13 protein-coding genes are annotated in these 14,110 nt (G+C 63.2%); 2 read left to right on the forward strand and 11 right to left on the reverse strand.

Annotated elements, in window-relative coordinates; genetic code table 11:
* Positions 1-222 precede the first annotated feature (222 nt).
* From BN4575_RS00005 to BN4575_RS00055, 11 genes are all read right to left on the reverse strand, one after another.
* Complete coding sequence (locus tag BN4575_RS00005; protein ID WP_068976632.1) at positions 223-1,917, reverse strand: pyridoxal phosphate-dependent decarboxylase family protein; 1,695 nt, start codon at positions 1,915-1,917, stop codon at positions 223-225.
* Positions 1,918-2,140: 223 nt separating this feature from the next.
* A complete protein-coding gene (locus BN4575_RS00010; RefSeq protein WP_068976633.1) occupies positions 2,141-3,157 on the reverse strand; it encodes a lipoate--protein ligase A in 1,017 nt (338 codons plus the stop codon).
* A 102-nt stretch (positions 3,158-3,259) separates the two neighbouring features.
* Positions 3,260-4,459, reverse strand: coding sequence for an ABC transporter permease (locus BN4575_RS00015; protein ID WP_068976634.1), 1,200 nt, complete (start codon positions 4,457-4,459; stop codon positions 3,260-3,262).
* On the reverse strand, positions 4,459-5,673 hold the full coding sequence (locus tag BN4575_RS00020) for an ABC transporter permease (protein ID WP_068976635.1): 1,215 nt from the start codon (positions 5,671-5,673) through the stop codon (positions 4,459-4,461). The genes BN4575_RS00015 and BN4575_RS00020 overlap by 1 nt, the downstream gene beginning before the upstream one ends.
* On the reverse strand, positions 5,674-6,363 hold the full coding sequence (locus BN4575_RS00025) for an ABC transporter ATP-binding protein (protein WP_068976636.1): 690 nt from the start codon (positions 6,361-6,363) through the stop codon (positions 5,674-5,676).
* Positions 6,356-7,507 carry an efflux RND transporter periplasmic adaptor subunit gene (locus tag BN4575_RS00030; protein ID WP_068976637.1) on the reverse strand — a complete coding sequence of 384 codons (1,152 nt, stop codon included), beginning with the start codon at positions 7,505-7,507 and terminating at the stop codon, positions 6,356-6,358. The genes BN4575_RS00025 and BN4575_RS00030 overlap by 8 nt, the downstream gene beginning before the upstream one ends.
* 27 nt (positions 7,508-7,534) lie before the next feature.
* Entirely contained in the window at positions 7,535-10,711 is a 3,177-nt protein-coding gene (locus BN4575_RS00035) for an efflux RND transporter permease subunit (RefSeq protein WP_068976638.1), read from the reverse strand.
* Complete coding sequence (locus BN4575_RS00040; RefSeq protein WP_068976639.1) at positions 10,704-11,744, reverse strand: efflux RND transporter periplasmic adaptor subunit; 1,041 nt, start codon at positions 11,742-11,744, stop codon at positions 10,704-10,706. The genes BN4575_RS00035 and BN4575_RS00040 overlap by 8 nt, the downstream gene beginning before the upstream one ends.
* A gap of 41 nt (positions 11,745-11,785) precedes the next feature.
* Complete coding sequence (locus tag BN4575_RS00045) at positions 11,786-12,244, reverse strand: YeeE/YedE family protein (RefSeq protein WP_068976640.1); 459 nt, start codon at positions 12,242-12,244, stop codon at positions 11,786-11,788.
* A gap of 13 nt (positions 12,245-12,257) precedes the next feature.
* A complete protein-coding gene (locus tag BN4575_RS00050) occupies positions 12,258-12,671 on the reverse strand; it encodes a YeeE/YedE family protein (protein WP_068976641.1) in 414 nt (137 codons plus the stop codon).
* Positions 12,671-12,985, reverse strand: coding sequence for an ArsR/SmtB family transcription factor (locus tag BN4575_RS00055; RefSeq protein ID WP_068976642.1), 315 nt, complete (start codon positions 12,983-12,985; stop codon positions 12,671-12,673). The genes BN4575_RS00050 and BN4575_RS00055 overlap by 1 nt, the downstream gene beginning before the upstream one ends.
* An 88-nt stretch (positions 12,986-13,073) precedes the next feature.
* Here BN4575_RS00055 and BN4575_RS00060 point away from each other — a divergent pair, with 88 nt between their 5' ends.
* Positions 13,074-13,259, forward strand: a complete 186-nt coding sequence (locus BN4575_RS00060; protein ID WP_033136592.1) for a YgaP family membrane protein — start codon at positions 13,074-13,076, stop codon at positions 13,257-13,259.
* 361 nt (positions 13,260-13,620) lie between these two features.
* Positions 13,621-14,025 (forward strand): hypothetical protein, encoded by a 405-nt coding sequence (locus BN4575_RS00065; RefSeq protein WP_068976643.1) that lies wholly within the window; start codon positions 13,621-13,623, stop codon positions 14,023-14,025.
* Positions 14,026-14,110 lie beyond the last annotated feature (85 nt).

The following is a 14,110-nucleotide window of genomic DNA, read 5'->3' on the forward strand; positions in this document are numbered from 1 at the left end:
GCCTTGCTGGCGTGGAGGAAGTCGAGAGCTTGAGCGATACGCATAAAAAATCCGAAACCAATCAACAGGTTTCGGATTTTCACACATCAGAAGGATCGGTCAATGGATCCTTAACTGATCGGCATTAAGCCAGCTGGCTTGCCCTTTGTTTATCTGTTGGCGTGATACCCCCAACCACCACTGGCCACTATTAGCCGCGTTCGGCAGTCAGAGCGACCGGTATCAACCGCTAATATGGTCGATAAAGGCGTCGATCTGCTCGCGGGTGCAGGCGGGGTTCATAAAGACCGCCTTCTCTCCAGCAATGTAGGAGTATTTGCCGCGGGCGTCGTAGTCGGAGTGGGCCACCGCCTCCACCCAGTTGGTATAGAGCCCGACTTTGCCGCGTCCCTTGAACAGGCTGCGGTGATAGTCGGTATTGCGCTGCAGCCGCGCCTTGTAGGCAGGATCGCTGGAGCGGGCCAGCTCGAAGGCAAATTCGGCTTCCGGATCGCTCACCCACTCGGGGTTGTAGATCTTGAAGCCGACGCTCGGCCCCTGATTCTCCTGCGCCACCAGCTTGACGTTGCCAAGCTGACTCAGGCGATAGCGGAAGTAGTTGGCATTTTGCAGGCAGTGGGCCAGCACGATGCGATACCCCTCGACCCCCATGTAGTTGAGCGCCGCATAGGCACCGAACAGACCGCTCGCGCCGCGGGAGCACTCGATGGTGGATTGCAGGTGGGTCTGGCCCTGAATGTCCCGCTCGAAGTAGGAGAAGTTCTCCGGGTCATTCTCCATCGCCTTGAGGTCATCCTGCTCCTTGATCATCACCAAACTGGAGGTGTAGGGCACATAGCCCCACTTCTGGAAGTCGACGGTGAAGGAGTCGGCATATTTCAGCTCGGCAAAGCGTGTCACGTTGCGCTCGATCCCCGCCAGAGTCGCACTGTTGATGGCGAGCGGGTTGGCAGCAAAGTCGTAACCGAGGAAGAAGATCATCGACCAGCCGATGGCGGCATCGACGTGGATGTGCGGCTTGACCGCCACCTCGAACTGCTCGCAGAGGCGATTGCGCAGCTCGAACACTGGCTTGACCTGATCCACCCCGAAGGTGTCGGTGGTGCCCATGGTGAGCATGATGGTGGGCACCACGTGTTTCAGGGCAAAGCAGGCGGTCAAAGTGCGCTCGAGGTGGTCGAGATCGATGTCGTTGTTCTCGCCAACCTGAATGCGGATGGTCTTGTTCTCGATGTCGACCCCGAGCAGGGAGAGGTTGGTGATATTGGAGTAGTGACCGCCCTGAGAGTTGATGATGCGGTAATCCTGATAGTGGCCGAGCCCCTTGTGCTTGGCCTCGGGCAAACTTTTGCGAATGCCGAGCAGGTAGCCGTAGAGGTTACAAAAGGTCCCCCCCTGGGTGAAGATGCCGGTGGCCCGCTCGGGGTCATAACCTGCCAGCAGCGCAATCTGGCGCACTACTTTCTTCTCAAGCTCCTCAGCAACCCCGGCATATTCGGAGTAGACCAGATTGGGGTTGGCCAGAATGCCCAGCTGGGCGCCGTAGATGGCGGGATCCGCCGACATAGTGATGACGTTCTCGACGCTGGAGGGGTTCTCCCAGTCTTTGGAGAGGGCGCCGGCAAACAGCAGCTCGGCCATCGGCTCGCCCGGAGTGCGCATGGTGGCGGGCACCGGCATGGTCTCGCAGAGATCGGCAAGGCGCGCGCGGCCATCAGGCCAGGCGTTCAGGCGGGCATCCGGGGCCAGACCACGGGCACGAAACTCATTGAGGGTGGCAAATCCGGGTTCGCGAAAAACGGGCCAGAGATCGGGATTGCGCGAGAAAAAGTTGGCTTTGACTGTGGCGAAACGGGCGGAGAAATCGGGGTGGACGGCATTGACGCTTTCGTCTTTCAGATAAACTAAGTCACTCATTTTTATACCATTAGTACAGCAAATGTGCGGTCGTTATACCCCTGTACCAGAGGGGCCGACAGCGACAATATCTAATGGCCTACCCTACTTTTTGTCATGTATCAGCCATGACAAGGGCTGGCAAAAAGGCGCCTTTGAGGCGCCTCTTTATATTTCGTGATCTTGCTCCCATCCTGGCTGACAGAGCCCTTACTACCAGGCCTCCATCAGCGCAGCGCCACCCTCAACGCAGGGAGGCCAACAGCCACTCGGCAAACTCCGCCAGCTCGCTCTGCTGCTGCGGGAAGGCCGCCAGCCAGGGCTGCATGCGCGCGGCAACGGCGTCCGGCCGATAGCCGCAACCCGCCAGCTCGGCTGCCAGCAGATCAAACGGAGCTGGCTCCAGGGTATCGCTGAACAGCTGCGCCCGGGTGATGACCCCTTTCTCCACATCAAAGTGCAGCTCCACCCCGCCCCAGCTGAACCGCTCTTCCAGCAGATGACTGAAAGCCGGGGCATGGCCATAGTTCCACTCCCAGCTGCGCTGGCGGGCGAAAGTCTCGGCAAAGCCCGGCAGATCCGGCATCTGCGCGGGGGAGATATGCTCGGGCTCAACTCGCGCGCCGTAATGGTGGAAGAACGCCTCGGCCAGCGCCTCGCCCACCTGTTGATGATCGATCCCCGGCAGCAGTTCGCACAGATTGGCCACCCGGCCGCGCACCGAGGTGATCCCCTTGGCCGCCAGCTTCTTGGGGTCGGGGTTGAGGTAGTTGGCAAGGCGGCCGAGATCGGCATCCAGCAGCAGGGTGCCGTGGTGAAACCCGCGATCCAGGGTCTCCCGATAGGCGGAGCCCGATACCTTGCGCTCCCCCAGCGGGGTCGCCACCAGCAGATCGTTGCGACCGGAGGCAAACGCACTCACCCCGAGCCGCTTGAGCCCGTCCAGCACAATGGCGGTGGAGATACTCTTGTCATACTCCGGCTTGCCCGCCATGAAGGTAAAACAGCTGTTGCCAAGGTCGTGGAACACGGCGCCGCCACCACTGCTGCGGCGCGCCAGCGTCACCCCATCCTCCTCCATCCGGCGGGTATTGCACTCCTTCCACGGATTCTGGGCACGACCAATCACCACGGTATTGGCGTTGTTCCAGAGGAACAGCACCCGCTGGCCGGGGTCCATCTGGCGGAAGATGCACTCCTCGACGGCCAGATTGAACAGGGGATCGTGAGAGTCGGAGACAAGCAGACGCAGCGTAGTCATCGGGGAACCTTATATCGAGTCAGTAGCGGAGGGATATTACCACCTTGCCACCTGACTCGCTTGTTACCGCGCGCGTTGACAACGACCACAGGGCAGGATGGCTTAATCCCCACGCAGGGCGACCACGGGGTCGAGACGCACCGCCCGCAAGGCGGGGGCGACCCCGGCCAGCAGACCGACCAGGGCGCTGCAACCGAGCGCCAGCAGCAGATAGAGAGGATGGAGGGTGAGCGGCAACCCAGCCGCCAGCAATGCGAACAGCAGCTTGAGCACCCCGAGCAGGGCCAGCCCCATGGCCCCACCCAGCAGCGCCAGCACTACGGCTTCCAGCAGGAACAACAGCAGGATGCGGCGCCGCGGGCAGCCCAGCGCCATCAGCAAGCCCACTTCGGGGATCCGCTCCTGCTGGGCGATGCTCATGATGCTGAAGATGCCGACCGCCCCGATCAGCAGCGAGATAATACCGAGCCCGCCAACCGCCAGCTTGATGATGGAGAGGATCTTGTCGAGGCTGGTCAGCATGTCCTGCTGGGAGGTGAGGGTAAAATCCTCGGCGCCGTGGCGGGCGATCAGCAGCCGCCGGATCTGGGCGGTGATCTCGGCCTCCGTCTGTCCGGCGCGATAGATGACGTCGATCTCCTGCAACCCCTCCTTGTTGAACAGCGCCTGGGCGTGAGCGGCGGGCAGATAGATCATGTCGTCCAGATCAAAGCCGAGAAATTGCCCTTTGGGAGCCAGCACCCCGGCCACCCGAAAACGGCGATCACCGGCCCGCAGCAGACTGCCCGGCGCATCGCCGCCGGGAAACAACTCAGCCGCCACCTTGGCCCCCAGCACCGCATAGGCGCGGGGCATGGCACTGTCGTCCGCGGGCAGAAAACGCCCCTGCACCAGGGTGAGTCGCCAGCCTGAGAGCGCCGCCGAGCCTGTGCCCAAAATAGCGGTGCTGCGGGTGAGCCCGCGGCTGCGCACCTCCCCCTGCCCCTGCACTACAGGGAGCGCCGCCTCTACCCCTGCCAATCTGGCGAGGGCATCGGCGTCCTCCAGCAACAGAGGACGGCTGCTGGAGAGGATGCCGGGCGGGCCGCCGGCGGTCTCTGTCTTGCCCGGGGTCACGGCGATCAGCCGGGTGCCAAATTGGGAGAAGCTGTCGAGCAGATAGAGCCTGAGCCCCTCGCCGATGCCGGTGAGCAGGGTCACCGAGGCGATCCCGATGGCAATGCCGAGCGCCGACAGCAGACTGCGACTGCGCCCCGCCAGCAAAGCGCGCCAGAGCCAGAACAACAGATCGGCGGCGCGCATCAGCCACCGCTCCATTGCCCGCTGCGCAGGCTGCTGACCGGATCTTGCCGTGCCGCCCGGGAGGCGGGCAGCCAGCTAAAAAACAGCCCGGTCAGCAGGGCCGCCGGTATGGTGCAGAAAGTAGCGAGCAGAGGGACAGCCGCCGGAAATCCGGGCCAAATTACTCCGGCGAGGGCAACAAGGGCATAGCCCAACACAGTGCCAAACAGCGCGCCACTGCCGCTCAGCAACAGCGCCTCCCACAAAAACAGCTGGCGGATCTGGCGGCTGTCGGCCCCCAGCGCCTTGAGCAGGCCGATCTCGCCGGTGCGCTGGCGGGTGCTGATCAGCGCCAGATTCATCATCATGATGCCGGAGACCAGCAGGCTGATGGCGCCGATACCGGCAACTGCCAGGGTGAGGGTCGAGAGAATGGTGGAGAAGGTGGCCAGCATGGCGTCGCGGCGCACCACGGTCACATCGAGCACCCCGTGGCGCGCCTGCATCAGCTGCTCCAGTCGCTTGACCAGCGGCGGCACGGCTTGCCCCGCCAGCGGCTGGATCAGCAGCCGAAACAGCCCCTCGGTATTGAACAGCCGCATGGCGCTACCGACCGGGATCAGCGCGGCTTCGGCCATGTCCATCCCCAGATTGCTGCTCTGGCTGGTGAAGACCCCCTCCACCCGAAAGCGACGATTGTCAAAACGCAGCCACTGGCCGACCGGATCGGCCTGACCGAACAACTCACGGGCCACCTTGGCCCCGAGCAGGACGGCCGGTCGATCCTCTGCGGCATCCCCCGGCAGCCAGCGGCCGGAGAGCAGCTCCAGCCCGTGGGTATCGCGCAGCCCGTTGCTGCTGCCAAGCAGCATGGTCTGGCGCAGCCGCGCCCCCTGTTTGGCCTCGGCAAAGCCCATCACCAGCGGCACCAGCCGCACGTTTGGCTGGTGCTGGCCAAGGTAGTGCATATCATCGAGAGTGATCTGCCGCAGACTGTTGCCGGTGACCGGCGGCAGCCCGCCGGTGGTCTCCTTGCGGCCGGGGAACATCACCAGCAGATCCTTGCCAAGGGAGCTGAACTGGTCGGCCACATAGCGCCTCGCCCCCTCCCCCAGCGCGGTGAGCAGCAGCACCGAGGTGACGCTCAAACTCACCGCCAGGATCAAGACCAGCGCCCGTGAGCGCTGGCGCAGCAGGGCCACGGCGGCAAAGCGGATCACATCGGGGCGCCGCATTCAGCCACCGCAGCTATCAATGTTGATGCGGCCATCGTTCATCAGGATCCGCCTGCCCGCACGCTCACCGAGGCGCGGATCGTGGGTCACCACCACCAGCGTGATCCCCTGCTCCCGGTTGAGCTCCTCCAGCAGGGTAATCACCTCCTCCCCGGAGCGGGAGTCGAGATTGCCGGTGGGCTCGTCGGCCAGGATCAGCCGCGGCGCCATTGCCATGGCCCGGGCGATGGCTACCCGCTGACGCTGACCGCCGGAAAGCTCGGCAGGGCGGTGTTCGGCCCGATTCTCCAGCCCCAGCTCCCCCAGCAGACGCTGGCTGCGGCGATGGCGCTCGGCGGGGGCGATCCCGCACAGCATCAGCGGCAATTCGACGTTTTCACGGGCGGTGAGGCGGGAGATCAAGTGAAACGACTGGAACACGAAACCGATACGATGGCCGCGCAGCTGGGCCAGCGCCGGCTCTGACAGGGTGGCGGTATCCTCCCCTCCCAGCCAGTAGCACCCCTCGTCGGGCCGATCCAGCAACCCCAGCACATTGAGCAGGGTCGATTTGCCGGAGCCCGAGGGGCCCATCACCGCCAGATACTCCCCCTCGGCAACCCGCAGGGAAATTCGCTCGAGGGCGGCCACTTCGCTCCCACCCAGAGTGAAACGACGACTGACGGCATCAAGGCGAATGAGATCACTCATCCGGCTGCTCCGTGGCGGCGCTGAAGGGGCCCTCCCCGACAATCTGTCCGGGCTGGGCTGCCAGCCGATCACCGGCGGCGAGCCCCTCGGCCACCTCAATCCAGTTCCAGTTCTCCACGCCCCAGCGGGGCATCACCCGCACCAGCTTATCCCCATCCAGCCGCAGTACGCTGCCATCATCAGCCCGGCTGCTGGCTGCCACCCGCAGCACATCGGTGGCGCGGGTCACCTCGACTTCAAGGTCGGCGCTGTAGCCGATAAGCAGGGGCACGTCAGTAGGCACGTCAGTGGGCAGGGCAGTGAGCGCCGCCTCCACCTCCACGGTGCGGGCCTGCTTCTCCAGCTCCTTCACATAGGGGGCGATGCGGGTGACGGTGGCGGCAAAATCGCGCCCAGGCATGGCGTCGAGCAGTACCCGGGCAGACTGGCCCACCTTGAGGCGGGCAGCATCCACCTCATCGATGGGGGCTGAGACATAGAGGCAGCGATCGTCGATGAGATCGATAACGGGGGGCATAGCCACTCCGGGCGGTGAGGGGGTCATGTATTCGCCCAGCTTGCTGTTGACCTCAGCCACCACTCCGGCAAACGGCGCCAGCAGACGGCGCTCGCTCAAGCGAGCCTCCACCTGGGCGACCTGCGCCTCGTCGACCCGCTCCTGCTGACGGGATGCCTGACAGACATAGCGGCGGGTATCGGCCAGATTCTGGGCCTGCTCGGCGAGGGTGCGAGAGGTGAGGTTTTTGGCCAGCAGGGTGGCCAGCCGATTGGCCTCCCGCTCGTAGTAGGCCGCCTCGCTGCAACGCTCCTCGCGCTGGGTCTTGCCAAGGGCCTGCTGGGCGCGGGCACGGGCAAGATCGGCGCGAATATCGTCACTCCAGAGGGTCAGCAGCAGATCTCCCTGCGCTACCCGCTCCCCGGCCTTGACGGCGATCTGCTCCACCACGCCGCCACCGGGCAGACTGAGCCCGGCTCGCTGACAGGATTTGATGGTGCCAGCCCGGGTGTTGACCACGGTGACCAGCACATCCCCCCGCCCGACCTCGGCCAGCCTGATCGGCGTCGGCTGCGGTCGCCACCACCATGCCAGAGCAGCCACCGCTACCACGGCGCCACTTCCCCACCACAGCCAACCTTTCTTCATCGCGCATCCTTTCGCTAGTGACTCCCGTCATGAGCGTCGGGAGAGCAGGGCATAGTAGAGCAAGGGTATCACTACCAGAGTGAGCAGTGTGGAGACCAGGATCCCGAAAATCAGACTGATGGCCAGTCCGTTGAAGATGGGATCATCGAGGATAAACAGGGCCCCGATCATCGCCGCCAGCGCCGTCAGCATGATGGGTTTGGCCCGCACCTGCGCCGCTTCGATCACTGCCTGCTCGAACACCACTCCGGCGCGGCGCTGCTGCTCGATAAAGTCCACCAGCAGGATGCTGTTGCGTACGATGATCCCGGCCAGGGCGATCATCCCGATCATCGAGGTGGCGGTAAACTGAGCCCCCAGCAGGGCGTGGCCCGGCATCACCCCGATGAGGGTGAGCGGAATGGGGGCCATGATGATGAGCGGCACCAGATAGGAGCGGAACTGGGCCACCACCAGCAGGTAGATGAGGATCATCCCCACGGCGTAGGCTAGCCCCATGTCGCGGAAGGTCTCGTAGGTGATCTTCCACTCCCCGTCCCACAACAGCGCCACCTCTCCCAGTTTATCCGGCTGCTGTACGTAATATTGGGGCAGGTCGATATCGGCACCGGCGGCAAACATGCCGTAGAGCGGGCTGTCGGTATGGCCACCCATGTCGGCCACCACCATCACCATGGGCTGCATGTTCTTGTGCATGATATAGCTGGGGGCCACCTCATCACGGCGACTCACCAGCTCGGAGACCCGCACCAGCTGACCGCTCTGGCTGCGCACCTTGAGGGCCAGCACACCCGCCAGATCCCGTTTGTCACTGGGTGCCAGTTCGATGCGGATCGGCACCGGATACTTGGCACCGTGACCCTGCAGCCAGCTGGCATCCTGATAACCCACCCCGCCATTGAGGGTGTTCACCAGATCCCCGAGATCGACCACGAGCAGGGCCGCCTTGCTGCGATCCACCACCAGCCGCCACTTGGGCTGCGGGTCGGTCAGATAGATATCCACATCCACCAGATCCGCCGTGGCCACAAAACGGGCCTGTACAGCGCGAGCGGCCGCTTCGCGGGCGGCCTGAGTCGGGCCATAGATCTCGGCAACGATGGGGGACCAGACCGGCGGGCCGGGGGGCACCTCAACGACTTTCAGGTTGCCCCCTGCCGCACTGGCGATGGCCTGCAGCGGCTCCCGAACCGACTGGGCAATCTGGTGACTGCTGCGATGGCGCTCATGCTTATCCACCAGATTGACCTGAATATCCCCCACGTTGGCGCCGCTGCGGATAAAGTAGTGACGCACCAACCCGTTGAAGTTGATGGGGGCCGCGGTACCGGCGTAGATCTGGTAATCCTTCACCTCCGCCACCTTGGCAAGCTCCCGCCCGACCGCCAGCAGGGTGCGCTCGGTCTGCTCCAGGGTCGCCCCCTCCGGCATATCGAGCACCAGCTGAAATTCCGACTTGTTGTCAAAGGGGAGCATCTTGAGCACCACCCACTGCACCACCGGCATGGCGGTGGCGGCCCCGACCAGCAGCAACACCACCAGCCAGAGCTTGCGTCTGGCGCGCTTGGCGCCATCACCGATCAGAAAAGGGGTCATCAGCCGGTGAAAGAGACCCGCCTTGGCCTCGCCGTGGGCACCGTGCACCTCACCCTTGAGTAAATGGCTCGCCAGCCAAGGAGAGAAGATAAAGGCCACCAGCAGGGAGATAAGCATCCCCATACTGGCATTGATGGGGATGGGGCTCATGTAGGGGCCCATCAGGCCACTGACAAAGGCCATCGGCAGCAAGGCCGCGATAACGGTCAGGGTCGCCAGTATGGTCGGCCCCCCCACCTCGTCTACCGCCCCCGGAATAAGCTCCTTGAGCGACCCCTTGCCCAAACCGCGATGGCGGTGGATGTTCTCCACCACCACAATGGCGTCATCCACCAGAATGCCGATGGAGAAGATCAGCGCAAACAGCGACACCCGGTTGAGGGTAAAGCCCCAGGCCCAGCTGGCAAACAGGGTCAGTGCCAAGGTGATGACGATGGCAACGCCAACTACCAACGCCTCGCGCCAACCCATGCTCACCAGCACCAGCAGCACCACCGCCGTGGTGGCAAAAATCAGCTTGCCGATCAGGGTGTTGGATTTGGTCTCGGCGGTAACGCCATAGTCACGGGTCACCGTCACCTCGACGCCAGCCGGGATCAACCGGTTCTGCAAACTCTCGACCCGCGCCTCCACCCTCTTGGCAACCTCGACCGCGTTCTGGCCTGGCTGCTTGCCGATGGCCAGGGTCACCGCCGGATAACTGGCCTGCCCCTGCCCCATCCAGCTGCGTTTGGTCGGGGTCTCCTGACCCAGAGAGACCTTGGCCACCTCCCCCAGATAGATCGGCTTGCCGTCGTGCAGCCCCACCACCAGTTCTCTAGCCTCCTGCTCACTTTGCAGGAACTGCCCCACCTGCACCTTAATCTCACTGTTGTTCTGCTCGATAGCCTGTGTCGTGCCTACCTGATTGGCGGCCGCCAGTCGCTGGCTCAGTTCGCCCCAGCTGATGCCATGGGCGCTAAGGGCCGCCGGATCCGGCATCACCCGCAATACGGCGCTCTGGCTGCCCAGCGTGTAAATATCGCGGGTACCGGGAATGCGCTTGAGTTCGGTCTCCAGCTCATGGGCGACCCGGGTCAGCTCGGGTGCCCCCAGTTGCTTGCTCCCCTCTTTGTTCCACTCTTTGCTCCATAAGGTCAAACTGACGATAGGGACATCATCGATCCCCCGGGGTTTTACCAGTGGTTGACCGACCCCGATCCCCTGTGGCAACCAGTCGCGGTTGGAGTCGAGCTGGTTGTTGAGATCGACGATGGCCTGCTCGCGGCTCACCCCTACCTTGAACACCACCACCAGCAGGGCGCCATCTGGTTGGGAAAAAGAGTAGAGGGTATCAATGCCCTTTATCTGGGAGACCACCTGCTCGGCAGGGGTAGTGACGAGAGAGGCCACTTCAGCCGGGCTGGCTCCTGGGAAGGGAATATAGACATCGGCGAAAGTGACATCGATCTGCGGCTCCTCCTCCTTGGGGGTCACCAGCACTGCAAACAGACCGAGCAACAGCCCTACCAGCGCCAGCAGCGGGGTAATGGCCGAGCCCTGAAACAGCGCAGCCAGCCGACCGGCAGGCCCCAGCCTCTCCTTGTTGCCGTTCTGCTCGCTACTCATGGGCCACCTCCTGCTGCTGCGCCCAGGCATCGGGAGCCAGCTTGTCACTGGCTTGCAGACCGGCCAGGATCTCGCACTGCCCTTCAAAGCAATGGCCTACCCGCACCGGCGTCAGGGCCCAGCCCGCGGGCTGTTGCAGATAGACACCGTTGAACTCCCCTTGCCGCAGCAAGGCGCGATCCGGCACCTGCAACACCTGACGCTCACCCTGCTTGAGCTGCACCTTGAGCCACATGCCGGGCAATACCCCGGCGGTTTGCGGCGGCAAGTCGAGGCGCAACTTGAAGGCGTGGCTCTGGCTGTCGGCATAGTTGAAGCGGGTCAATTTGACCGGGGTAACAGACTTGCCATCCGGCAGCAGCACCTGCACATCCGCAGGCTCACGAGCCAGCGTCAGGGCGGATTGGGGCAACTCCACCTCCACCCGCAAGGTGTCGAGAGAGAAGCCGGAGAGCAGTGGGGTACCGGGGGCTACAGTCTCCCCCAGCTCTACCAGCCTCTTGGTCACTACCCCGGCATAGGGAGCCAGAATGCGGGTATAACCGTAGGCCTCGCGGGCCTGAGTGAGAGCCGCATCGGCAGCATTCACCTCGGCGCGGGCGGCGCGATCCGTCGCCTGGGCATTATCAAGCTGGGCGCGGGTGATCACCCCCTTGGCAATCAGCGCCTGAAAGCGGGCGAGCTGGCGCTCGGCTTCCACTTGCTGGGCCTGCGCCCGCGCCAGCCGCGCCTCGGCACCCGTGACGGCGGCAAACTGCTCCTTGCCGCTGATCTCCAGCAGCGGCTGCCCCGCTTGCACCTGATCGTTCACATCCACCAGCATGCGGGAGACCCGGCCGCTGGTCTGGGCCGCCACCGTCCCCTGATTGATGGCACTGACGGTGCCATCCAGCGTCAGCCAGTCGGTCACCGCCTGCGGCGCCACTGTCAACAAGGGCTCTGGCTCCCCGTCTGCGGCAAAGGCCCGGGGGGATGTCATGGCCTGCGATGTCATCACCAACAAGGTGATCCCCAGCAACCGGATCTTTTCCATCATCACTCTCCTTCCCTGGCGTAATCTGTCACTTCACGGGATCAGGCGGTATGGGAGTGGCACACCTTATCCTTTCCCCGAGCCAGCACCTTGGCCAGCCCTCTATCAAACAGCAAGATCCCGGCCACCATGGCCGCGATAAACAACATTATCATGGGCTGCCCGCTGGAAATGAGACTCAGAGCAGGCCCCGGGCAGATGCCCACCAGCCCCCAACCGATGCCAAACAGTGCGGCCCCGCCGATCAGCCTGCGTTCCAGCCGAGGGGCTGGTACGGCGGCGATAGGCTCACCCAGCACGCTCTGGCGACGGGGTTTCACCAGCAGAAAATAACCCGGCATAAAGACCAGCAGAGCGCCCCCCATCACGAAGGCGAGGCTGGGATCCCAGGCCCCGGCCAGATCGAGAAAACCGGTGACCCGGGCGGGATCCATCATGCCGGAGATGGCCATCCCCAGTCCGAACAACACACCAGCAAACAAACTTGTCAGCAACTTCATGGCGATCAGCCCCTTACAGCAGATGATGAGTGACGAAGACGGTGATAAAGCCTGCCGCCATAAAGGTCAGGGTGGCGACGATGGAGCGCAGGGAGATCCGCCCCATGCCACAGATGCCGTGACCGCTGGTGCAGCCATTGCCAAGACGGGTACCGACCCCGACCAGCAGACCGGCCAGCAGCACAACGGGCCAGCCGGGCAGCGTGGTGAATGCGGGCATGGTGGCCCAACCCAGAGTCAGCGCCAACCAGGCGCCCGCCCCGAGCCCCAGCAGAAACAGCACCCGCCACGGCGCACGGTGTTGCAGCGCACCGGCCAGAATGCCGCTGATCCCGGCAACCCGGCCGTTGAACAACATCAGGATCAGGGCCGACAGCCCCGCCAGCATGCCGCCGCCCAAAGAGAGCAGCCATTGGCTTTCCATCATCAAGATTCCTTATTTTCCGAGTGACAAAAATGGGTTTGCAGCGCTCCCAGCACATCGGCGGCCGCCTCACTCACCAGCGAGTAGTAGATCTGCTGGGAGACCTTGCGTGAACGGATAAGGCCCTGGCGCTTCAATACCGAAAGTTGCTGGGAGAAGGCCGACTGCCCCAGTTGGCTGTGGGCCAGCAGCTCCCCGACCCCCTTCTCCCCCTCCACCAGCTGGCAAAGCACCATCAGGCGTTCGGGGTGAGCCAACGCCTTGAGCAGGTAGGCGGCGGCTGTCGCATGTCTGTTCATCTCGTCGAATTGGCTCATAAGAGTAAATTAGCAATTGCTGATATTTGTTCTATTGTATAAAACAACACTAAATTAGCAATATCTAAAGTAGATAAGGAGAAAGACCATGACAGTAGATAACGGAGTCAGAATCGTCGCGGGTTGTATGTTGCTGCTCTCGCTGATCCTTACCACCTGGGTTCATCCGGGCTTTGTCTGGTTGAGTGCCTTTGTCGGGGTCAACCTGATCCAGAGCGCATTCACCGGTTTCTGCCCAGCTGCAATGATCCTCAAACGGATGGGATTGAAATAACCGGGTCAGGTGTGAGCAGCTCGGGGCGGCAAAACGGAGCTTTCGATTATGTTTCAAGATGTTACTGCGGGCGGCGCGGGGTTTACCCTGCCTGCCGCCTCGGCTATCATTCGAGCCTCTTATCAATAGCGGAGACCATCAGTGGGCAACTCATCAAGTGACAGTTGTAGACCGACCCTCATCGTCGGTACCAAGGTCGCGAGCTAGCCGCAGGTCTTTCTCTGCCGCATGCTCGCAACCCTGCGAGAAGCGGAAATCCACTCTCCTCTTCTCCCTTTTTACACTTGACGTCTGGCAACCAGAGGCCAATCGCCACGGTCGCCATGCCTGCATAGTTTCTGCTTCCCACAAGGAGGCTGCTATGCGTTTTATCTCAATCAAACCGGCTGCGGATCGCGCGGTCGCAACAGGTTCTGTTGCTACCCGTGCTCACCCCCTGTTGAGCAGGCTCGGCCGTGGCATGTTGCCACGCTGGCTGGGCGGCAAAGCGCGCCTGCACCACTACCGGCTGCAGATCCGCTGTGAGGATCGCGCCGATATGGAGCAGGTGCTGGATATGGTGAACCACACGTTGCAACCGGCGGGGCTGCAACCGATGCAATCGATGAAGCCGGGTCGCGGCGGCGGGCGTGAGCTGGTGCTCAACCTGCAGTGCACCCCGCCCCAGCGACGCTATCTGGTGCAGTTTGTTCATCAGGTCGGGGTGGCACATCCGGTGCGCTGGCAACTGCGCCCGCGCATCGACTGCGATCCCGAGCTCAACTGACCGCTCATCTGCGTTAACCACAGTGAAAGGGGCCAGCCACGCTGGCCCCGCTTGTTGCGTCCTCTCCGAGCGTCAGGGCATCTGA

Source organism: Aeromonas sp. EERV15, from assembly GCF_900079845.1.
GTDB lineage: Bacteria > Pseudomonadota > Gammaproteobacteria > Enterobacterales > Aeromonadaceae > Aeromonas > Aeromonas sobria.

Coding starts and splice junctions, on each gene's coding strand:
- BN4575_RS00015 (WP_068976634.1), bottom strand. CDS start 4,459: ATGCGCGCCGCCGATCTGTTGTTCTGGCTCTGGCGCGCTTTGCTGGCG.
- BN4575_RS00065 (WP_068976643.1), top strand. CDS start 13,621: ATGCGTTTTATCTCAATCAAACCGGCTGCGGATCGCGCGGTCGCAACA.
- BN4575_RS00025 (WP_068976636.1), bottom strand. CDS start 6,363: ATGAGTGATCTCATTCGCCTTGATGCCGTCAGTCGTCGTTTCACTCTG.
- BN4575_RS00040 (WP_068976639.1), bottom strand. CDS start 11,744: ATGGAAAAGATCCGGTTGCTGGGGATCACCTTGTTGGTGATGACATCG.
- BN4575_RS00010 (WP_068976633.1), bottom strand. CDS start 3,157: ATGACTACGCTGCGTCTGCTTGTCTCCGACTCTCACGATCCCCTGTTC.
- BN4575_RS00020 (WP_068976635.1), bottom strand. CDS start 5,673: ATGCGGCGCCCCGATGTGATCCGCTTTGCCGCCGTGGCCCTGCTGCGC.
- BN4575_RS00035 (WP_068976638.1), bottom strand. CDS start 10,711: ATGAGTAGCGAGCAGAACGGCAACAAGGAGAGGCTGGGGCCTGCCGGT.
- BN4575_RS00060 (WP_033136592.1), top strand. CDS start 13,074: ATGACAGTAGATAACGGAGTCAGAATCGTCGCGGGTTGTATGTTGCTG.
- BN4575_RS00055 (WP_068976642.1), bottom strand. CDS start 12,985: ATGAGCCAATTCGACGAGATGAACAGACATGCGACAGCCGCCGCCTAC.
- BN4575_RS00030 (WP_068976637.1), bottom strand. CDS start 7,507: ATGAAGAAAGGTTGGCTGTGGTGGGGAAGTGGCGCCGTGGTAGCGGTG.
- BN4575_RS00045 (WP_068976640.1), bottom strand. CDS start 12,244: ATGAAGTTGCTGACAAGTTTGTTTGCTGGTGTGTTGTTCGGACTGGGG.
- BN4575_RS00005 (WP_068976632.1), bottom strand. CDS start 1,917: ATGAGTGACTTAGTTTATCTGAAAGACGAAAGCGTCAATGCCGTCCAC.
- BN4575_RS00050 (WP_068976641.1), bottom strand. CDS start 12,671: ATGATGGAAAGCCAATGGCTGCTCTCTTTGGGCGGCGGCATGCTGGCG.